The 21,222-nt window shown below is 61.4% G+C and carries 19 protein-coding genes; 7 read left to right on the top strand and 12 right to left on the bottom strand.

Translation table 11 applies throughout. The features are described from left to right. Positions 1-48: 48 nt before the first annotated feature. From NE851_RS21165 to NE851_RS21175, 3 genes are read right to left on the bottom strand one after another with little or no spacing between them, the layout of a single operon-like run. Positions 49-1,626, bottom strand: coding sequence for a bifunctional 3-(3-hydroxy-phenyl)propionate/3-hydroxycinnamic acid hydroxylase (locus tag NE851_RS21165; RefSeq protein ID WP_127431763.1), 1,578 nt, complete (start codon positions 1,624-1,626; stop codon positions 49-51). Positions 1,627-1,656: 30 nt separating this feature from the next. Beyond that, positions 1,657-2,550 carry a VOC family protein gene (locus NE851_RS21170; RefSeq protein ID WP_127431764.1) on the bottom strand — a complete coding sequence of 298 codons (894 nt, stop codon included), beginning with the start codon at positions 2,548-2,550 and terminating at the stop codon, positions 1,657-1,659. 4 nt (positions 2,551-2,554) lie between these two features. Further along, positions 2,555-3,604 carry an amidohydrolase family protein gene (locus tag NE851_RS21175; RefSeq protein WP_254957397.1) on the bottom strand — a complete coding sequence of 350 codons (1,050 nt, stop codon included), beginning with the start codon at positions 3,602-3,604 and terminating at the stop codon, positions 2,555-2,557. A gap of 123 nt (positions 3,605-3,727) precedes the next feature. Here NE851_RS21175 and NE851_RS21180 point away from each other — a divergent pair, with 123 nt between their 5' ends. The 6 genes from NE851_RS21180 to NE851_RS21205 all read left to right on the top strand — a co-directional run bounded on the left by NE851_RS21180 (position 3,728) and on the right by NE851_RS21205 (position 10,426). After that, positions 3,728-4,444, top strand: a complete 717-nt coding sequence (locus NE851_RS21180) for a GntR family transcriptional regulator (protein ID WP_127431799.1) — start codon at positions 3,728-3,730, stop codon at positions 4,442-4,444. A gap of 143 nt (positions 4,445-4,587) precedes the next feature. Continuing rightward, a complete protein-coding gene (locus NE851_RS21185; RefSeq protein ID WP_127431766.1) occupies positions 4,588-5,823 on the top strand; it encodes an ABC transporter substrate-binding protein in 1,236 nt (411 codons plus the stop codon). A gap of 70 nt (positions 5,824-5,893) precedes the next feature. Further along, complete coding sequence (locus NE851_RS21190; protein WP_063475617.1) at positions 5,894-6,781, top strand: carbohydrate ABC transporter permease; 888 nt, start codon at positions 5,894-5,896, stop codon at positions 6,779-6,781. Next, on the top strand, positions 6,778-7,671 hold the full coding sequence (locus tag NE851_RS21195) for a carbohydrate ABC transporter permease (RefSeq protein WP_127431767.1): 894 nt from the start codon (positions 6,778-6,780) through the stop codon (positions 7,669-7,671). Before NE851_RS21190 ends, NE851_RS21195 begins: the two co-directional genes overlap by 4 nt. A gap of 2 nt (positions 7,672-7,673) precedes the next feature. Then, positions 7,674-8,741, top strand: a complete 1,068-nt coding sequence (locus tag NE851_RS21200) for an ABC transporter ATP-binding protein (RefSeq protein ID WP_063475619.1) — start codon at positions 7,674-7,676, stop codon at positions 8,739-8,741. After that, positions 8,741-10,426: a glycoside hydrolase family 3 protein gene (locus tag NE851_RS21205; RefSeq protein ID WP_097623429.1), complete on the top strand. Its 1,686-nt coding sequence runs from the start codon at positions 8,741-8,743 to the stop codon at positions 10,424-10,426. The genes NE851_RS21200 and NE851_RS21205 overlap by 1 nt, the downstream gene beginning before the upstream one ends. A gap of 25 nt (positions 10,427-10,451) precedes the next feature. Here the strand turns inward: NE851_RS21205 and NE851_RS21210 are convergent, their stop codons facing one another. The 6 genes from NE851_RS21210 to NE851_RS21235 are packed head-to-tail and all read right to left on the bottom strand — an operon-like array spanning position 10,452 to position 15,977. Then, entirely contained in the window at positions 10,452-10,886 is a 435-nt protein-coding gene (locus tag NE851_RS21210; protein ID WP_049813423.1) for a GlcG/HbpS family heme-binding protein, read from the bottom strand. Between the two features lie 30 nt (positions 10,887-10,916). Continuing rightward, positions 10,917-11,684 (bottom strand): ABC transporter permease, encoded by a 768-nt coding sequence (locus tag NE851_RS21215; RefSeq protein ID WP_049813421.1) that lies wholly within the window; start codon positions 11,682-11,684, stop codon positions 10,917-10,919. Further along, positions 11,681-12,457, bottom strand: a complete 777-nt coding sequence (locus NE851_RS21220; protein ID WP_127431768.1) for an ABC transporter permease — start codon at positions 12,455-12,457, stop codon at positions 11,681-11,683. The genes NE851_RS21215 and NE851_RS21220 overlap by 4 nt, the downstream gene beginning before the upstream one ends. Beyond that, positions 12,454-13,275 carry an ABC transporter ATP-binding protein gene (locus tag NE851_RS21225; RefSeq protein ID WP_127431769.1) on the bottom strand — a complete coding sequence of 274 codons (822 nt, stop codon included), beginning with the start codon at positions 13,273-13,275 and terminating at the stop codon, positions 12,454-12,456. Before NE851_RS21225 ends, NE851_RS21220 begins: the two co-directional genes overlap by 4 nt. 1 nt (position 13,276) lies before the next feature. Then, positions 13,277-15,019: a thiamine pyrophosphate-binding protein gene (locus NE851_RS21230; protein WP_028756749.1), complete on the bottom strand. Its 1,743-nt coding sequence runs from the start codon at positions 15,017-15,019 to the stop codon at positions 13,277-13,279. 31 nt (positions 15,020-15,050) lie between these two features. After that, on the bottom strand, positions 15,051-15,977 hold the full coding sequence (locus tag NE851_RS21235) for an ABC transporter substrate-binding protein (protein ID WP_127431770.1): 927 nt from the start codon (positions 15,975-15,977) through the stop codon (positions 15,051-15,053). 131 nt (positions 15,978-16,108) lie between these two features. Here NE851_RS21235 and NE851_RS21240 point away from each other — a divergent pair, with 131 nt between their 5' ends. Then, positions 16,109-17,035, top strand: a complete 927-nt coding sequence (locus NE851_RS21240) for a LysR family transcriptional regulator (protein WP_063475623.1) — start codon at positions 16,109-16,111, stop codon at positions 17,033-17,035. 123 nt (positions 17,036-17,158) lie between these two features. Here the strand turns inward: NE851_RS21240 and NE851_RS21245 are convergent, their stop codons facing one another. From NE851_RS21245 to NE851_RS21255, 3 genes are all read right to left on the bottom strand, one after another. Beyond that, complete coding sequence (locus tag NE851_RS21245) at positions 17,159-19,405, bottom strand: methyl-accepting chemotaxis protein (RefSeq protein WP_127431771.1); 2,247 nt, start codon at positions 19,403-19,405, stop codon at positions 17,159-17,161. A gap of 242 nt (positions 19,406-19,647) precedes the next feature. Continuing rightward, positions 19,648-20,646, bottom strand: coding sequence for an AraC family transcriptional regulator (locus tag NE851_RS21250; RefSeq protein ID WP_244604881.1), 999 nt, complete (start codon positions 20,644-20,646; stop codon positions 19,648-19,650). A 202-nt stretch (positions 20,647-20,848) separates the two neighbouring features. After that, positions 20,849-21,211 carry an antibiotic biosynthesis monooxygenase family protein gene (locus NE851_RS21255; RefSeq protein ID WP_025554542.1) on the bottom strand — a complete coding sequence of 121 codons (363 nt, stop codon included), beginning with the start codon at positions 21,209-21,211 and terminating at the stop codon, positions 20,849-20,851. Between the last annotated feature and the right edge of the window lie 11 nt (positions 21,212-21,222).

Here is a 21,222-nt window from a genome sequence, read left to right on the forward strand (position 1 = left end):
TTCCTCCCAGAAACCGATTGAACTTCAATGTGTGACAGGCCCTGCTCTTCAGGCGAGGCGAGCATGCAAATCCGCGATCTGCTGGCGAAGCGCCTGAACGTTCTGGGCAGCGCCGAAAACATAGTGGTCAGGACGCACCAGTGCGGCGATTGCGCCATGCCGGTCGAACCAGGCGGAAAGCACGCCATCCTTCTCGCGAAGGGCCGAGGGATCGACTGTCTCCGCACCTTCAGGGACGACGGTCTTGATCACGATCCCATCGATCTCCCCGGCAAATGCTTCTCCCTCCCCGGCCCCGATCCGGCGGCCGTCGAGAATGAGCCGCCACTCCGGGCCGGTGAAACGATCCAGCAGGCGCGTCGAAGCGCCTTCGACGATGGCAGGCTGCGGAAAGAGCAGCCCCCGCGCCGGCGTTCCCGCCGCGGCAAGCAGACCTTCTTCGATCGGCGGAACGATTTCCTGGCGGGTGATGGTCGGCGGCTTGCCGCCGCCCTCGGCGAGAATGCGGGCATCGCGCGCGGCCGCTGCCGCCGGATCGCGTTCGCAGATCATCTGGCCAATCGCCTTGATCTTGCCGGTCAGGGTCTGCACGTGGCGCTTGCGCTCGACCGTATAGGTATCGAGCAGCGCCTCCGAGGATTGTCCCTTCAGCACGCGATCGAGCCGCCAGACGAGATTGGAAACGTCGCGCAAGCCCTGGCACATGCCCTGGCCGATGAACGGCGGCTGCTGGTGGGCGGCATCGCCGGCGATCAACACCCTGCCGCGGCGCCATTCATCGGCAACCAGCGCATGGAAGCGATAGGCGGCGGCGCGCCAGAGCTCGCCCTCTTCCGACGTGAGCCAGGGCGACAGCAACCGCCAGACGTTTTCGGATCTTTCCATTTCGCGCGGATTTTCGCCGGGCAGCAGCATGATTTCCCAACGGCGATGGTTCTTCGGCCCCATGATATAGCTGGTCGGCCGCGAGGGATCGCAGAATTGCGCCGAGGTCTGCGGCAGCTTGGTGAGTGCGGCATCATGCACTTGCACGTCCACCACCAGCCAGGGCTCGTCGAAGGTAAGATCCTCGAGCGTCATGCCGGACAGTTCGCGAACCCGGCTCGAAGCGCCGTCGCAACCGACCAGGTATTTTGCCGCGACCGTCCGGGACTTGCCGGAGGCGTCCCTCAGCGTTGCAACGACCTGATCGGCCTGCGGATCGAGATCGGTCATCTCGGTTCCGAGTTCGACCGTGACGCAATCGAAGCTTTCGGCATGCCGCCTGAGCACGGCCTCGACCGGAGGCTGGGTGAACACCATGCTTGGCGTGTAGCCGAGCGGATAGGGCGCGGGCACCATGTCGATGCGGCGAATGAGTTGCCCCTGTGCGCCGAAGTGCTGGGAAGCGGTGAAGGGCGCGATATGGGGCAGTACGTCGTCGGCGATGCCCATATTGTCGAAATGGCGCAGGATCTCGTGGTCGATGGCAATGGCGCGGGGCTTGTCATAGATGTCAGTCAGCCGGTCGACGATAAGAGTGGAATGACCGCGCGCGCCCAGCATGCCGGCAGCCACGGCGCCGGCCGGGCCGAAGCCGACCACCAGCACGTCATAACGATGGGAAATGTTGTTCTCGCTATTCAACGGAATGCCTCTGCTATGATGATGGCCGCGTCAGGCGCCGGAAAATCCGATGGAAATCTGTGCCTTCTTGCAGGCGTCGCTCTTGGGGGCGGCGATGCCCCAATGATCGGTGCGGCCCGGCGGCCAGACCCATTCGTCCGGACCCCGCACGCGATAATCATCGTCCACCTCCAGAACCTCAGCGGTGTATTCGACCACGACGCCCTGCGGATCGACGAAGTAAGCAAAGACATTGTCGCCTGGCCCGTGGCGGCCGACGCCCCAGCCGATCGGGTAACCGTGATCGACCACCCGGCCGGAGCCGCGCATGACCGATTCTAGATCGGGCATCAGAAAGGCGATATGGTTCAGGCCGTTCCCCGGCGCTTCCGCCAGCACGACGGCGTGGTGATCGTCATTGCAGCGCAGGAAGGCCATCAGCTTCGACCGGTCGGTCAGGCGGAAGCCCAGGACATCGCGGTAGAAATCCGAAAGGGCCTCGATGTCAACGCTGTTGATATTGACGTGCGCGAGGCGTTCCGGCCGGTTGGCGACGACTGTGCCCGACTTCCTGTCGTCGCCATAGACGAATTCCAGCACCGAACCCTGCGGCTCCCGAACGACGAAGCGCTCCCCGCCGGACGGTGCGTCGGCAGGTCCCGGCTCACGCATCGTGACGCATCCCGCCGCAACGGCCTTTGCAAAAAGCGACTTCAGATCTTCGGCGGAATGGGCGCGGAATGTGATCTTGCGCAGTTCCGAGCGGTCGCTCGGCTTCAGTTCCAGCACATGGAAATCGTCGCCGGTCGCGGCGAGGAAAACCTTGCCGCCGGCTTCGGCGACCACGTCCAGTCCCCAGACCCGGCTATAAAAATCGACGGATGCAGCCAGGTCGGGCGTGCCGAGTTCGACGCTGCGCAGGGCGGTGACGGGAAAGTCGGACATCTGATCAAACCTCATCCAGGGCAAGGAAGGCCTGCGCGTTCCTGAAGGACAGCCGTTCGCGCAGTCCTGTATCGGCGAAAGCGGCCTCGATGCGCGCAACGGGCTGCTGGTCGCGAAAATTGAAGGGGTAGTCCGTGCCGAGCAACACGCGTTCCTCTCCGAAAACTGAAACCAGGCGGCGCAGCGTGTCCGTATCGAAGACGAGAGAGTCGACGTAGAGCCGGCGGGCCTGTGCCGAGGGCGGTTCAGCCATCGTTTCCTTCAGAGCCGGGAAAGCCGCATAGCCCTGCTCCAGCCTCGGCAGAAGCGAGGCGAGCGTGCCACCGCCGTGGCTGAAGGCGATCCGCAGCTTCGGGAATTTCAACAGCAGCCCGCCGGTGATCACCGAGGCCGCTGCCAGCCCCACATCCGTGGGATAGCCGAGCACCTGCTGAAGCGGCGCCGGCCCGACGAGCCGGTCCATGCCGGCCGGTCGCACCGCATGGACGAAGACGGCCGCTCCAAGCTTCTCTGCTTCCGCAAAGAACGGATGGAACCTGGGATCGCCGACCGGAACGCCATTTATATTGCTGCCGATCTCGACGCCGCGAAAGCCGAGGGTGCCGACCGTGCGGCGAAGCTCGGCGATCGCAAGGTCGATATCCTGCAGAGGAACGCCGGCCAGCCCGACGAAACGCTCCTCTCCTTCCGCAACGAGTGCTGCAATCGCGTCGTTGACGTGACGGACGAGGTCGTTCGCCGCGTTGGTTTCGATCCAATAGCCGAAAAGTTCCGGCATTGGCGAAAATGCCTGAAGCCTTATGCCGCAATGGTCCATGTCTTCGAGACGCCGCTCGGCGACCCAGCAGGCGTCGCTGACCGTGCGATAGGGCTTCTCGTCGATGACGACGGTGGCATGGCAATCGTCCGAGGCGACCATAGAAGGAAAGCCGCGCACCGGCGCGCCACTAGCCGGCAGCGGAAAACGTGCCGGCACGACATGGCAGTGAATGTCGATGCCACAGCAGCCGCAACCGCTGTCGAACCGCCCTGCGCTTTGCTTGCCTACGCTCACGCTGTCCTCCTGTGCTGGCTTTCGAATAATATCCATAAACGCTCGTGTAAAGTAAAAATTTATAAATTTTACGAATTGCATGTGGTCGTGTATATGAAAACAGATTTGAACAATGGACTCGATATGGACGCAGATGCGCTGAATAGGGGGGCGGAGAGCCCCGCAACACTGGCAACCAGCATTTACGAACGGCTGAAGGCCGACATCCTGTCCGCGCGCTTGGAACCCGGACGCAAGCTGCAACTGCGTTTCCTGATGGAGCAATACGAAGCGGGGCAAACGCCTTTGCGGGAGGCATTGAACCGCCTGACCACCGAGGATCTGGTCATCGGTAAGGAGCAGCGTGGCTTCTTCGTGAAACCGATCAGCTTGGGGGAATTGGGGGAGCTGACCAAAACCCGCTGCTGGGTGGAAAGTCTGGCTTTGCGGGAGTCGCTCGCAAACAGCACACCGGCATGGGAGGAAGCCCTTCTCGTTGCGCACCACAGGCTGGAGCGCGCACCTCGCTCATTGAACCCGGAGCGGTTCGAGAGCAATCCGGAATGGGAGCGGCTGCATCGCGCCTTCCACGCGCAGCTCATCGGCGGCTGCGGCTCGCGACCGTTGATCGGCTTCTGCGAACAGCTTGCCGACCGGCTTCACCGTTATCGCTCACTTTCCAGCCGCAAGGCGTTTCGCGTGCGCAACGTAGCGCAGGAGCATGCGGATATTCTGAAAGCCGTGCTCGATCGCAATAGCGACGAGGCTGTACGCTTGCTGCAGCAGCACTACGAACAGACCGCCGATTTCATCAGGGCCGACCTCGAAAGCGAACCCCCGGACGCTGCGGCGTCCACCTGACGGTTGAGTTTGAGAAACTATGAACGCTGTCTGAGTGTCGAAAAGATCTATAATTTCTGATTATGGTATTTGCTAAATCCATTATTGGACGAATGATAATGCGCTCCTGAATAATCCGCCGCGGAATTCAGGAGGAGAAGACAGTGATTTCCAAATTGCTTTTTACTGCGACCACTGCAGTCGCGCTTTGCTTCGCAGCCTCTGCGAATGCAGATGAAATCAAGGCTGAGGTAATTCATCAGTGGACCTCCGCCGCCGAGTCGGCCGGCGTCAAGATTCTGGCCCAGAAGTTCACCGAGCTTGGGGGAAGCTGGGTCGACAATGCCATATCAGGCGGACCGAACGCCCGCGCGACGGCCGTCAACCGGGTGGTCGGCGGCAACCCACCCGCCGCCATGCTGTTCAATACCGGTGCCCAGTTTATCGAACTCCAGGAAAACGAACTGCTTCGTGATCTGACGGAGACCGCCACGGCCGACAACTGGCAGGAAAAAATGCCGCAAGCCCTGCTGAATTCGGGCACGGTCGACGGCAAGATCTGGGCGCTTCCGATCTCCGGCAACGGCGCCAACTGGTTCTGGTTCAACAAGCCGATCCTCGACAAAATAGGCGTGTCGACGCCCAAGACCTGGGACGAGGTATTTGCTGCGCTCGACAAGGCCAAGGCGGCTGGCCTCATTCCTTTCGCGCCCTCCGGGGAGCCGCGCTGGGAGCGGCTGATGTTCAATGCCGTCGTGCTCGGCGTTGCAGGGCGCGAAACCTATGATGCGGTTATCTACAAGAGGGATGCGGCAGCGGTGCGGGGCGACAAGTTCAAGGCCGCCGTCAAAGTGTTCGAAAAGCTCAAGGACTATGCCGATGCCGGCTCGCCGGGGCGCTCCTGGCCGGATTCGACCAACCTCGTCATCTCAGGCAAGGCGCTTATGACCCAGGGCGGCACATGGTTGAACGGAGCCTTTGCTGCTGCCGGGAAATCGGCCGGCAGCGACTATGAATGTGCAATCATCGGCGCCGATCAGGGCATGATCATCTCGGGTGACGTGTTCCTGTTCCCCGAACCCGCGGATGATGCGATGGGCAAGGCGCAGGATCTGCTCCTCAAGACCTTCACGGATATTCCGACACAGACCGCCTTTGCGGTTGCCAACGGTACGATCCCTATCCTGAAGGGCGCCGATACGTCCAAGCTCAACAGCTGTATTGCGCAAGCGTCGCATTATTTCAGCGACGCCAAGCTCGCAACGGCGGGCGACCAGATGATGTTCCCGCCGGCCGTTGTCGGTGCCGTTGAGGATGCGATCACCCGCTTCTGGAGCAAGGGCGGCCTGACTGCCGACCAGTTCATCGAGGCCTATGCGAACGGGCTCTCCGCGAGCTGACGCAACCGCTTCGGGGGGAGCGTATTCCGTCGCCTCCCCCGAACGACTGAGATATTCGGAGTCCCCAGCCGTGTTCGCAACGTCGCCTTCAAACAGTCGCCTTCAAGCGACCCTGACACTTGTTCCCGTCGCATTCGTCGTTTTGTCGGTCTATGTCGGAGGCGTTCTATGGGCGGCGGGCATATCCTTCACCCGGTCCTCCATGCTGCCCAATTACAGGTTTGCCGGTTTCACCCAGTACATAAACCTGTTCTCCAACGCCCGGTGGCATGTCTCGCTTACCAATATGGCCCTGTTCGCTGTGATTTTCATCCCGGTCACGCTGTTCATCGGCTATTCGCTCGCCGCCATGATCAACCGCGGCGTCCGCGGTGAGAACGCGCTGCGGACGATCTACCTCTATCCCTTCGCCATGTCCTTCATCGTCACCGGCTTGGTATGGCGCTGGCTATTCGATCCGAATTACGGCATTGCCGACGTTGCTCGCAAGCTCGGCTTCGAGAATGCCTCCTTCGACTGGATCGTCAATGCGGATACGGCGATCTTTACGATCATCTTCGCAGCCGTCTGGCACTCGTCCGGCCTGGTCATGGTCGTTCTCCTCGCCGGGCTACGCGGCGTCGACGACGATCTGTGGAAGGCGATCCGCATCGAGGGCATCCCCGCCTGGAAGGCGCATCTCTATATCATCGTCCCGAGTATCGGCGCGAGCATCACGACTGCGCTGGTCCTGATGTGTCTGACGGTCGTGCGCCTCTTCGACGTCGTGGTTGCCATGACCGGCGGCGGACCGGGCATTGCAACCGATGTGCCGGCCAAGTTCATCATCGATCACATGTTCGAACGCCAGCAGGTGGGCCTTGCATCCGCCGCGGCCACCACGCTGCTGCTTCTCGTCCTGCTGGTCTCCGTGCCGCTTCTCTATCTCAAGAACCGTCGCAAGGGAGCTGTCGAATGACCACTGAAAACGGCCGCGCTCCCGTACACCGCAATGCCTATGCCGCCCCGCTGTCGCGCGCGTTGACCTACGTTTTGCTGATCGCAATCGCGATCGTGGTGCTGATCCCGCTCTACGTGATGATCGTGACGGCCTTCAAGTCGATGGAGGAGATCCGGACGGGTACGCTGCTGTCCCTGCCCCATGCGCTGACCTTCGAATATTGGTCCAAGGCCTGGAATTCTGCCTGTACGGGACTGCGTTGCGAGGGTCTCAAAGTCGGCTTCGTGAATTCCGTGCTGATCACCATTCCGAGCGTCGCCCTTGCCATCGCAGCCGGCGCGGTCACCGGTTATGCGCTGAGCTTCTGGCGGGTGCGCTTTGCCAACGTGCTTTTCACCGTGCTGCTGATCGGCGGCTTCTTTCCCTATCAGGTGCTGATCTATCCGCTCGTGCGCATCACTTCCACCATCGGCCTGTTCAATTCACTGGCCGGCGTGATCGCGGTGCATGTCGTATTCGCTCTGCCCGTCGTGACGCTGCTGTTCCGCAATTATTTCGCAACGATCCCGATCGATCTCTTTAAGGCCGCTCGTGTCGACGGTGCCGGCTACTGGCGCTTCTTCTTCTCCATCCTGTTGCCGATGTCGGTTCCGATGATCGCCGTCGCCGGCATCCTGCAGGTCACCTTCATCTGGAACGACTACATCGTCGGCCTCGTCTTCGGCGGCATCAACTATGCGCCGATGACCGTCCAGCTCAACAATATCGTGCACTCCACCTATGGCGAGCGGGAATACAATGTGGAGATGGCGGCAACGCTGCTCACCTCGATCATCCCGCTTCTCGTTTACTTCACCTCGGGCCGTTGGTTTGTCCGCGGCGTGGCCTCCGGTGCCGTGAAAGGCTAATCATGACAGGCGTTCAACTGCGAAATCTCGGCATCCGCTACGGGCAGGTCGAGGTCCTCAAAGGCATAGATCTCGACATTCCGCCGTCGGAATTCATCGTCCTGCTCGGGCCTTCCGGCTGCGGCAAGTCCACGCTTCTGAATGCGATCGCCGGGCTCCAGGACGTTGCCGAAGGGCAGATCCTGATCGGCAGTCACGACATGACCAATGTCGAGCCGAAGAACCGCGGGATCGCGATGGTTTTCCAGTCTTACGCGCTCTATCCTCGGATGAGCGTGCGGGGAAATCTGAGTTTCGGCCTGAAAGTCGCCGGGACCGCCAAGCCGGAAATCGAAAAGCGCGTCGCCAATGCGGCAAGGATGCTGCAGATCGAACCCTTGCTGGACCGCAAACCGTCGGAACTTTCCGGCGGCCAGCGGCAGCGCGTGGCGATCGGCCGCGCCGTCGTGCGCGACGCGGGCGTGTTTCTCTTCGACGAACCGCTCTCCAACCTCGACGCCCAATTGCGCTCAGACCTACGCGTCGAGATCAAGCGTCTTCATCAGCGGCTCAAGTCGACGATGATCTATGTGACCCACGACCAGATCGAGGCGATGACGCTTGCCGACCGCATCGTCGTCATGAAGGACCGGATCATCCAGCAGCAGGGCACGCCAGACGAGATCTACAACAAGCCGGCGAACACCTTCGTCGCCCGTTTCGTCGGCTCGCCCGCCATGAATTTCCTCGACGCCGCCGTTGAAGGCGGCGATGTGATCATCGACGGCAAGGCGGTGCGCATCACGTCCGCGCTGCAAGCGCCGCTGGCCAACGGCCGAAAGGTGATCGTCGGCATCCGCCCCGAAGACGTCGTGCTCCATGCAGAAGAGGCCGCATCGGGCGTGGCGGTCGAGGTCGACGTCGTCGAGCCGATGGGAGCCGAAAAGCTCGTCTGGTGCAAACGCGGCAGCATTGGCATCTGCGCCAAGACATCAGCCTCCGTCAGCATAAAACCCGGCGACAAGGCGTGGCTCGGCCTGTCCGAGGATCGCCTTCACATATTTGACGCAGACAGCGGAAAGCGGGTTTGATGACCGAGACCATCCTTGAAAAGCTTGCAGGACATCCCTTCCATCTCGATGACACGGCTCTTGCGTGGGTGAGATCCACTTTCGACAGCCTGTCGCTGGACCAAAAGCTCGGGCAGATCATGCTGCCTCTTTGCCGCGACCTCTCGCCGGAAAATCTCTCGGCCCCGCTGCAGCGCCATGTCGGCGGCATTCATCGCATGCCCTCCCGTTCCGAGCAGGAATTGCGCGACAGCGCGCAATTCCTTCAGTCGCAGACGGCGATACCGCTCCTGATGAGCTGCGACATCGAGTTCTCGGAGAAGAGCAGCGTTGCGGCCGGAACGCCCTACCTCAACCAGATGGCCATCGCTGCGACGGGAGACGCCGAGCATGCGCGGCGCATGGGTGTCGTTGCGGCGCGCGAGGGCGGTTTTCTCGGCTTCAATATCTCCTGGACGCCGGTTGCCGATCTTGCGGTCAATTTCCGTTCGAACGTGGTCAACACCCGGTCATTCGGCGCGGATGTCTCGACAGTCATGGCAATGACGACGGCCTATCAGCAAGGCGCCCGCTCGGCGGGTTTCGCAAGCTCGATCAAGCATTGGCCGGGTGACGGCATCGACGACAGGGACCAGCATTTCGCCACCACCCACAATACGATGCCGATGGAAGAGTGGCGCCGGACGTTTGGCAAAATCTATGCCGACGCCTTTGCGAAGGGGGTGCAGGTCGTCATGGCAGGCCACATCACCCTTCCCGCCTACACGGCCGAGCTGGGATCGTCGGCCCTGAGCCCCGCCCATATGCCTGCGTCGCTCAACTTCGACCTCACCACCACCCTTCTCAGAGAAGAGCTGGGCTTCAATGGCCTGGTCGTTTCCGATGCCTCCGGCATGGTCGGCTTCAATGCGCGCGGCGCGCGGCGGGAACTCGTGCCGCTCTGCATCGCCTCGGGCTGCGATATCCTGCTGTTCCCGGCTGATCTCGACAAGGATCTCGGCTATATCAGGGAAGGCCTTCAGAACGGTCTTCTCAAGCAGGAGCGTGTCGATGAAGCGGTCTTGCGTGTGCTTGCGCTCAAAGCATCGATGAAGCTCCACGAGACCGGCGGCCATCCCCCGGAGGCGGAAGATCGCCCGCGGCTGCTCGGCGGCGCCGAGCATGCCGCATGGTCGAAATCGGCCGCGGAGGCCGGGATCACGCTGGTCAAGGACCAGCAGGCTCTGCTGCCGCTTGATCCGAGCCGGCACAAACGTATCCTGCTGGCGCAACTGGAAAGCCGGATGAGCCCTTCCGGCCCACTGCCGCAACTGCGCGTGGCCGATATGCTGCGCGAACGGGGTTTTGACGTCACGCTCTATCGCCGGGGCGATGCTATCGATCCGGCCGCCCACGATATCGGCATGTATCTGATGGCCGAGGAAGGTGTGTCCGCCAAGGAAAACCTGGGGCCGCGCTGGGAGGACCTGCACGGCTTGTTCCCGCTTTCGATGCAAAGACTGTGGGACTATCTTCCCACAGTCTACATCTCGCTCGGCACGCCGTTCCTGCTGTATCACATGCCGGAATGCAGAACCTTCGTGAACGGCTATGCCGCCGTGCCGCCGGTGCAGCAGGCGCTGGTGAAGGCTCTAATCGGTGAAATTCCGTTCGCAGGACAAAGCCCCGTCGATGCAGCTTGCGGTCTGCAGGAGGCTTCCCTTTAAATGAACAGGCGAATTCTTCCAGAAATCAATCTGCAAGTTTTGCGATAGGCCGGAACCCGGCCTTCTCGATGCCGGCAATGGCGCAAAGCTCGTCATTGTCTCCGAGATCGCCGGAAATTCCGACCGCGCCGATGATGTGCCCTTGTCCATTGGCGATCAAGACACCGCCCGGAGAAGGCACCATGCGCCCACCACTGACGGCCGATAGAACCGTGACGAATGTTGGGTTCTTGCCGGCGCGTTCCGTCAATTCGCGCGACCCGAATCCCATGCCGAGCGAGCCCCAGGCTTTTCCGAAGGCGATGTCGAAACGAACGATGCCGGCCCCGTCCTCGCGTTTATACGCGACCAGATGGCCACCGGCGTCGAGGACGGCGACAGCCAGAGGCGCGAGACCACGGGTCCGTCCTTCCGCAAGGGCGGTGTCGATGATGGTTGAGGCATCGGAAAGTTTGAACATGACAAGATCCATCTATTCAAAAGACAAAAATCAGCGGCTGGCGGCCTGCCAGCGCAGGAGGCGTTTTTCCGCAACCGATAGCAACCGGCTTCCGGCGAGGCCAATTGCCCCCAGAATGACGATGCCGGCGAAAAGATCGGGGGAACGGAAACTTCGGCTGGCCGCCAGAATGCTCTGGCCGAGCCCTTCGCGGCTTGCAAGCATTTCGCCGACGACGGCCAGAATGAGTGAGATGGTCAGGCCGAGCCGCAGGCTTGCGAGGATCATCGGCATGGCGCTCGGCAGTGCCAACTTCCAGATCACCTCTGAACGACTGAGGCCAAGCACCTGACTGACCTCATAGAGCCGCGGCTCCATGGCGGCGAAGCCGTGCATCGTGGCGAGCAGCATCGGCCAGAGAGCACCGAAGGCGATGACGACGAGGACCATGTGATCGGAGAAACCGAGAAAGGCGATTGCGATCGGAATCATGGCCGAAGCGGGAAGCGGCCGAAGCAGTTCGAGCGTCGGAGCGATGAATGCGCGAGCCTGTTTCGACACGCCGATAAGCGCGCCGAGAAAGACGCCGACGAACGAAGCAAGCAGCCAGCCGAGTAGCATGCGCTGGATCGTCTCCAGCGTCTGCGTGAGAAGGGCGCCGCCGAAGAGCCCCTTCACCAGCGCGGCATAGGTTCGCTCCGGGCCGGGGAAGAAGATCGGCGAGACAATTTTGGCATCGGTCACCAGCTTCCACGCAAGAACGAAGAGTACCAGCGCCCCAGTGCCGAGCAAAAGCCGTCGCAGGGAAAAATGCCTCATCGCCCCTCTCCCTTGACGAAGGCCGGAAAGAAGGCCCGTTGCGCCGCGTTGAGAAGCAGGCTGATGAGCCAGCCGATCGCGCCGATCCAGATCAGATAGGCAAACATTTCAGCCGGCCTCAGGGCCTGCTGCGCCATCATGATACCATAGCCGAGGCCGAGCGGATTGGCCGTGATCTCCACCGTCACTGCGACCACAAGCGCATAGCCGGCGGCAAGTTTCAGCGACATGAAGAGCTGTGGCAGGATGGCCGGCAGAACGATCTTGCCGAGCCGGGCGGCAAAGCCGAGTTGAAGTACGCTGGATACCTCTATCAGGCGCGGCTCCACCTCCTTGACGGCGGCGCGTGCCAGCAGGACCGAGGGCCACAGCATGCCGAGCGCGATGATGACGATCTCCATTTCCGCCCCGAAGCCGAGCAACATCATCACGACCGGGATGAGCGCCACCACGGGGATCGGCCGCAGCAGCTCGATCGTCAGATCGAGTGCATCGTCTGCAATGCGGGAAAGGCCGAGCACGATGCCGAGAAGCGATCCTGCCCCGACACCGAGAAGGCACCCGGCGGCAGCCGCTTTCAGCGTATCCGCCGTCGCCCGCAGCAGCGAACCGTCTGCGACGACGGAGAAGAAGGCCTTGGCAATATCGAACGGGCTCGCCAGGCTGTCGCTTTCCAGCGCAGTCGCGGTCGCGGCAAGCTGCGCCAGGCCGATGAGGGCGACCGGCAGCAGAGCCGCGCGCCAGCCAGTGCTCAGCAGGCGCTGCGCGGTCATTGGTGATCATCCTTGATGAGATCGTAGAGCTCACGGCGCAGACGCAGAAATTCCGGATCCTCGCGGGTCAGAAGCTGGTCGCGTGGCCGCGACAGCGACACGTCGACGATCCGCCCGACGCGGCCGGGATTCGGCTGCAGGCAGACGATCCGGTCGCCAAGATAGATCGCTTCCTCGAGATCATGCGTGACGAAAACCATGGTGGCCCCGGTTGCGGCAACCAGTCCGAGAACCTCGTCCTGAAGCGCCTGCCGCGTCATGGCATCAAGGGCGCCGAAGGGCTCGTCCATCAGGAGCACCTTCGGCTCCTGCGCCAGACAGCGGGCGATCTGCAGGCGCTGCTGCATGCCCCCGGACATTTCACCCGGATATTTGTCGGCGTGAGCGCCGAGGCCGATCTTCTCGAGGAGATCTCGGATGATCCCAGGCCGGTCGGCGGGGCGGCAGCCGCGTGCTTCCAGCGCCAGCGATACGTTGCCTGCTGCCGTCCGCCAGGGCAGCAGAGCCTTTCCGTAGTCCTGAAAGACGATCGCCACGGAGCGGTTCGGTCCGCCAAGCCCCGCGCCATCGAGTTCGACGCTGCCGGAGGTCGGTTTTGCCAGACCGGCCAGCATGCGCAGCAGCGTGGTCTTGCCGCAGCCGGATGGGCCGATGACGCAGACGGTCTCACCGGCCGCGACATCGAGGCTGATGCCGCCGATGATCTGGAGCGGGCCATAGGAGAGCGTCACGTCGCGGATGCGAATCCGCGTCTCGCCGGAGGCCGGCGCATTGCTTTCACCATGGGGTCGGCGGGTGGAAAATTGCGTCACAACCACATCAAACTCCCTTCACAAGAGCGGCATGCGGGCCGCCTGCCCCCTGCGGGAATCCATAGGCATTCATCTTCGCGAAGTAAGGCATGCTGGGATGCGCCTCGAAACGGACGTGGCAATCTATCACCGCCGGGAGGCCGGAGGCGATAGCCCGCTCGAGAGCCGGCCCGATCTCTTCCACCGTTGTCACCCGCTCTCCATGGCAACCGAAACCGCGTGCGACGTCGGCATAGTCCACACCGTCAAGATCCGTACCGAACGAGAAGTCGTAGGTCTTTCTCTGGCCCATCTTGATGACGCCCCAGGAGGCATTGTTGTGGATGATGTTGATGATCGGCAGACCGTAGCGCCGGGCGGTGTCGAGCTCGGAAAGCGTGAAGCCGAAGGCGCCGTCGCCGCAGATGTTGAAGACCGGCCTGTCTGGATGAAGTAGCTTGAGCGCCACCGCATAGGGCGTGCCGAAGCCGAGCTGGCACATGCCGGGCTCGTGGAAACGGGTGCGTTCGATGGTTGCCGGGGTGAGATCATTGCTCCAGAAGGAGGTGTGGCCACCGTCGTAGGCGATCAGCGCATCGGCGGGTAGAAGCTTGCCGAGCGCGGTGCCGAGACGGGCGGGATGCATGACCGGGCCATTGTCCTCGTTCATGCGTTCGAGCTTGCCGCGATAGCTGGCGTAGATATCGCGCATGCGCGCCAGCCACCGCGACCGATCCGGTATCTGCCGGCTCCTCAGGGCATCAAGCAGATCGGCAAGCGCGCTGGCGGCATCCGCCCATATGCCGAGGGCATGGCGGGCATTCGCGCCAAGGCTCATCGGATCGATGTTGATATTGATGAGGTCGGCACCGCCGCCTGCAAGGGCACCGGTTTCGTTCCAGAGCCAGGAGGAAAACCGGCATCCGACGGCCAGTATGACATCAGCTTCGGCAAGGGCCGAAGAAACCGCGTCGCCGCCAATGATGCCGCCATGGCCGATGAAGAACGGCGAATCCGAAGGAACCGTGCCGATGCCCATCTGCGTGGCGAGCGCCGGGGCCTTCAGAACCTCCAGAAGATTGCGGAACAGCGCGCCCCCTTCCGCGGACACGACGCCGCCGCCGGCAACCAGCACCGGGCGCTCCGCCTGCGCCAGCATGTCGGCGGCGCGGGCGATCTGGGCAGCGGAGGCTCTCGGGCCTTCGACGGTGCGATAGGCCGATGGCGGCAGCGAAAGCGCCGCGTCGTCGAAATCGAACTTGGTCGTAAATACGTCCTGCGGCACATCGAGATGAACCGGGCCGCGCCGCCCGGTCAGCGCTTGGCGGAAGGCGTCGCGGACGAGATCGGGCAGCCGTCGCCCGTCATGCACCACCGCGCTCCATTTGGTCAGCGGCTTCAGGAGCGCATGCGTGTCGAGATCCATGAACATGCCGCGGTGGGGATAGGCGCACGCATGGTGATTGTTTGAGGTGACGAGCACGAGTGGCAAGTTGTTGTTGAAGGCGGTGCCGAGGCCGCCGACCAGATTGGACGAGCCCGGTCCCATTTCACCGAGCGCCACGCAGATCCGTCCGCTCGCTGCGGCAATCGCCGCCCCCATCAGGGGGCCAGATGCCTCATGGCGCACACCGAGATAACGGATCGACGGTTCGCGCGAAATTGCATGCAACAGCGGGTTCAGCTTGCCGCCGGCGACGCCGAAGACAAAGGGAACCGCTTCCCGAACAAGCAAAAGGGTCAGCGCTTCCGCGCCGGTCATCTGGGCCATGATGTCACCTGTGGATATTGACGAAGGGGGCTCAGGGAGCGATCAGGCCAGCGGTATCGATCTCGCCGGTCAGCATGCCGCCTTCCCGCATCGCCTTGTCGAAATAGTCGAGCGCGGCCGTGGTCGGCACGGTCTTGCATTCCGGCAGTTCGATCTTGTTCAGAACCTCAATGGGCAGCTTGGTGTATTTCGAGACGATCTCGCGGGTTCTGGTCTGATTGGCGGCCACCAGGTCTGTCGCCTGAGCGAAGGCGGCGCGGAACGACTTGATGGTCTCGGCATTGTCCTTGGCCCAATCGCGGGTCGCCACGAAGGTCGTATAAGGCAGGCTTTCGGGAAGGTCCGCCATGAAATTGAACGCCACCTTGCCATTCGACTGGCTGACGGCGCGACCGAGTGAAGGCTGTCCGGCGATGATTGCATCGATGGTGCCGCCCTTGAGGACGTCAGCGGTGTTCGGGATCGGCACCTCGATGAAGGTGATGTTCTTCTCCGACACGTTCTTCTGCTTGAGCCATTGGCGGAACAGGATATCCAGGGTGCCGCCGATGCTTGGCGTACCGATCTTCTTGCCCACCAGGTCCTCCGGCTTGGCGATCTCGACACCCTCGCGCACCGCAAGACCGACATTCCTGGCCGTGCGCGCTGCGGTCACGCCGCAATTGGCAACGACCACGAGGTCGATCCCGCTGTCGACCGCCTGCAACAGCACGGTGGGCGAAACGGCGACGATCTGGTGCGAGCCGGCGACCAGCGATGCCACCAGCGTCTGGTTGGAGCCGGTCGGCAGGAACTCGACGTTGAGGCCATTCTTTTCAAACAGGCCCTCATCCTTGGCCACGAAGGCGGCTTCCACTTCGGCGATGGGGGGCGTGCCGATGGCGATCCGGGTTTCGGCCCAGGACTGGGTCCCGCCGGCGATGACGACAGTTGCGATCAGAATTGCGCGCTTGAACATAAAGATCTCCTCGAACACGGGCTCCTCAACCCATTGCGACTATTCCAAGTGCGGCGCCTTTCATCAATAGACAGAACGGCAGTTCAGCTATAACCTTAAATGCATATCGCGGCACGAACGGAGGCGAGGCTGTGAACCTTCGAAAATGGGAATATTTTCTGAAGGCCGCCGAGTTCGGCAATCTGTCGCGCGTGGCCGAAAAGCTCGACATCTCGCAGCCGGCGCTCAGCCGGCAGATCACAGCCTTGGAACAGGAGATCGGCGCGCCACTGTTTCATCGCACGGGTCGAGGCTTGACACTGACGCCGGCCGGCGAAGTGTTCCGGACGCGCGCGGAAGCGGTTCTGGAAGAGATCGCCAGGATTCCGGAGGAAGTCATGCACGCCGCCAACACGCCATCAGGCCGGCTTGCCTTCGGCGCGCCGCCCTTCATGGGACGCGTATTGACCGGCGAACTTGTGGCAAGCTTCGTGGAGACCTACCCGCATGTGCGCCTTCGCGTCCGCGGTGCACATTCGGTCCAGCTTCGCGAGGCGATCTTTTTCCGGGACATCGACATCGGCATTCTGGCTGCACCGTTGACGGAGCCCGATCTGCACACCGTGCCATTGCTTCAGGAGCAGCTTTACCTGGTCGGGCCTGTCGACAGCGGTCTGTCGCCCGATCGGCCGGTCAGCCTCGATGCGGTGGCGGACCGACCGCTGATCCTGACGCCGCGTCCCGACGGCCTGAGAACACTGGTCGAAGCAGAATTCGCCCGTATCGGCCGCCGGGCAAAAGTTGCCGTAGAAACCGAATATGCGCCTATGGACGACCTCATTCGGCGCAAGGTCGGCTTTGCCATCATGCCCTATTGCGGGATGGTCAACTCACCGCTGACCCAGTTCGCCTGGTCGCCGATCGACAACCTCAACGTCACTTGGCTGATCGCCTCGCTTCAAAATACGGAGCGCACGCTTGCAGCGATACGCTTCACTGAAATGCTGCACAAATCAACCGAGGAAAACGTCAGGACGGGCAAGTGGCAGGCACGTTATCTTGGCAAGCAAGGGGCGTGAGGATGGATCAGACAAATCCTGAACTCAAGCAGTTCCGCGCGGTGAAACAGCGTCGAGGAAACGGCCGGGAACGACCCTGCCGTTGTCTTCATGGTTGATATATTCGATGCCAGTTTGCCGGAGTCAGAACTCTTGCCAATCTTCATTTGAGGATTCGAGTGCTAGATTGCCACGGCTCGTTTGAGGCAAGGGGCGTCGAACGCTTCTGAGTTCTGTGGCAGCTCTTTGTATGCGAATGTCCTTCCGCCCGGTCTCGAAGCGGAAATGCTTCAACAGCGTCGCCAAACTCCGGCTCTCCTGTGCAAGACTCGCACCGGCTGCACTCATCTCCGCGACCATGCTGGCATTTTGCTGCGTTGTCTGATCCATGTGATTGACGGCTGTATTGATCTCGTGAAGTCCGGAGGACTGCTCTTGGGACGCCATCGCTATCGCGTCCATGTGAACGTTGACATCAAGCACGAGTTCCTCGATCGTCCTCAGCCCCGAACCGGTTTCACTGACAAGTTTTACCCCCTCCCCGACAGCCGAAGCCGAAGTGTCGATGAGCTTCTTGATTTCCTTCGCCGCGTTGGCAGAGCGTTGAGCGAGTTCACGGACTTCCTGGGCGACGACCGCAAAACCCTTCCCGGCTTCGCCCGCTCGCGCCGCCTCGACACCTGCATTGAGCGCCAAGAGGTTGGTTTGGAAGGCAATCTCGTCGATGACCCCGATGATCTGGCTGATCTGTTGGGAAGAGCCCTGGATACGGTTCATGGCGCCGATCGCGTCACGCACCACACGACCGGATATCTCGGCATGATCTCGCATGCGTTGAACGGCGCCACGGGCTTCCGAAGTCCTTTTGGTGGTGGACATCACATTGGCGGTGATTTCCTCCAACGCTGCCGCAGTCTCTTCAAGCGAGGCGGCCTGCTGCTCCGTGCGTTTCGAGAGATCTTCGGAGGCGGCGGACACGTCGGCGCTGCCGCTGGTCACGCTTTCAACAGAGCGCCCGACCGTCTGGAGCGCGTCCCGCAGTTGCCGTATAGAGGCGTTGAAATCCTCGCGCAGGCTTTCGAATTGCGGAGCGAACGGCTCCTCTAGCTCACAGACCAGGTCGCCATGCGCCAATCGCTTCAAACCTGTCGCGAGCGCCGTGGTCGCCCGCGTAAGCCGGTCTTCCGCCTCGCGCTCGGCGCTTTCCTGGATGTCGAGTTTTTCTTTTTCCGAGCGATCCCGCTCGGATTCTGCCGACGCTTCGAGGTTCTTCTTCTGAATCGCTGCCTCACGGAAGAATTCCAGGCTTCGCGCCATCTCACCGATTTCATCGCGTCGGCTCGTCAACGGCACTTCCGTTGCGGTATCGCCCTCCGCCAGTCCCGTCATGCGTCCGGTCAGCGACCGAATGTAGCGGGAAATCCTGCGAATGACTGTTACGCAGAGCAAAAGGACAATCGTCATGATCGCGAGTGTCAAGCCGGAATAGCCCAGGAAGGATTTCCGAAGTTCGGAGTAGCGTTTGGCGGCCGTCTGGTCGAGCCGTGCGCTGGCGCGTGTGACAAGCTGGCCCAGCAGTTCGGCTCTCCGCCCAGTTGCGGCATTCCAGCGATCAGCTGTATCGGCGGGAAAGGAGACGTTTGGCAGGTTCGCGTAAACCCGATCGCGCACGCTCGCTATGAACCTGCCCTCGGCGCCAGCCTCGAAATCGTCGTAGGGTTTTACCAGGTCCGCTGGCAGAAACTCATGCATCGGCGCGAAATAAAGCTGTCGCAGGCTCTTGGAATACAGAAGCGACGAAAAGAGATCGACCGCCATTGTCGAATTCTTGATATAAGCCCTGCCCGGCCTGATTTCCATGAACCCCGCCTCCCTGAATTGCATTAGGGCGTGGAAGCCGTTGATGAAACGCGCCAGTTCGAGATCGTCGATCGTCGCGCCGGTGCGGCGGATCAGATCCAGACCGGCCGCCGCAGCGGGACGCAGGGCAACACCTCCTTCAGTCTCGCCGGCGGTTCCGGCATCGACACGGCTGCGGAAATTCGCAAGATTGTCGCGCTTCTCGCCAATGATCTGTACGGCATGCTCGATCGCGGGATCGGCAAGACCGGACGCTTTCCAGGCGTCGTAGGCAGACTGAACTTCCGCAAGAGCAGCATCCGATGCGGCCCGGCGCGCCTGACGGTCGTCAGCAGAAGAAAACGCTTCTGCCGGGATGACCTGTGCCAGAACGCCGCCAGCCCTTCCAAGGCGTTGCGTGACGTCCGCCTGCTCGAAAGAAGAATACCCATGGTAGTATTCCAATGCGGTCGACGCACCCATAAGCGCGAAGGCCAGCAGTGGAAATATAGTCAATAACATAAGTAGCAACGTTAGCGGCAATCTCGACATTCCAACCTCATCAGCTCAAATACGCTGCTTGCCGACACAAGATGGATTTCACCGCAGCGAAATTGGTCTGCGAATATCGGCAAAGCATGCACTTCCGAGCGATAAGTGAATGGCGCGCGCTTACCAGAAACTTAAACCGCGAGAGGCCGTACGATTCCGTCTCGGATATCGGACCTTTCCCGCGATATGTGGCTCACGCCGGCATCCTCGATACCCCCGGCGCTGACGAGGGACGCGGCTATTCAGTCGGCCGAACTCGACCCCGAGCTCCGCAATGTTTCTGACGGAAGCACGCCGTAGCGCTTTCTGTAGTCGGCGGAAAATCGACCGCGGTGGACGAAACCCCACTTGAGCGCGACTTGCTTCACCGACAGGTCCGATCCACCTGTCATCAATTCGCGATGAGCCGCCTCCAGCCGCAGGCGCTGGAGAAAGGCAAAGGGAGTCGTATCACGAAAGTCGCGAAATCCCTGCTGCAACGTCCGCGGGCTGACGCCGCTTGCGGCTGCGATGTCGTTCACGGTTATCGGCTCCGAGATATGCGCGCGCATATAGTCGATCGCCCGCTTGACGCTCCTCGGCAGGGGCGGCTCGGCAGTGCGGTACAGCAGGTCGCTCGAATAGCGATGCCGAGCGGCTTCCATCAAGAGTTCGATCGTTGTCTCGGTGAGGTTGCTCAGCGCTATCGGCGATTGAACCAGGCTTCCATCTGCCAAACCGGTGTACATAAGGGCCGACAGCCGCACCAACAGGGATCCTGAGGCCGTCGACAAGTCGATGTCCGGCGCGAAATCGAGATGGCCGCGTATTGACATGTTGAGGCGCAGCGCCAGGCGCCGTATCAGTTCGTCGCGAGGGATCCTGAGGCCGAGGTGTCTTCTTGATCCGATGAAACGCGTCGCGCTTGCGGCCAAACTGTTCACGAAGACGCCACGAGTTCCCTCCGATAACATCTCTTGACCGTTCATGGTAACGACGGAGCGTCCGGAGAGAGGAAGGATAATCACATCGGTCTCCGTCGGACTCCGATGCCGGACCGTCAGATCACCTTCATAAACGCCGGCGATGAGAGAGATTGGTCCGGCCGTGATGGAATGGATATTGTAAGAGACGGCTTCTCTGCTCTCCAGAACGGCTTCGGTTCGCAGGCAGAGGCTGGAAAGAGCGGCCGCAAGCTCATCAACGTTAGAGCCTTTGAGCGACAATTGACGGATTGGGATCGTTGCATGCCGGCGGTTCAATTTCAGCCCCACATTTCGAGAAACGGAACGTCTTAATCCGAGCGGCGCCCTTCATACAGCCCCCATCAGCGTGATGTACACGCGAGATAGCGCATACGATGGCCCAACGATACGACCCGCGTCGGCGACCAAAACATCCATCCGCCGGCAATATCGATGTGTGGGCTCACCCAACAGCATGAGCCCACACGGGTGCAGCCGCTCAGCGGATAACGAGGTCGTAACGCGTCATCGTCATCGTTGAGGCGTCGATCATGCTCATGAACTCTGATGCTGCCGGTGCATCGGCAAAACTGTCCATCGAAGCCTGCGCGGCGGCAGCCGATTTCCAATGCACGATAACAAGCCATTGGCGGCCGTTTATGGCAGTCTCACGCGAAACGAAACCGGGCTGCTTGCTGACGTGCTGATCTTCGAGGGCCTTGTCGACCTTCGCGAAGGCTTCGGCTGATACGCCATCCTTCAAGTTCATCGTCACGATTTCGACGACATGCTTCTCTTGGCCCATCGCTGTACCGGACATGGAAACGAGAAACGCCAGAATGACTGACAGGACGAATTTCATTTCGCGCCTTC

The sequence above is a fragment of the Rhizobium anhuiense bv. trifolii genome (assembly GCF_024346605.1).
Classification (GTDB): domain Bacteria; phylum Pseudomonadota; class Alphaproteobacteria; order Rhizobiales; family Rhizobiaceae; genus Rhizobium; species Rhizobium anhuiense.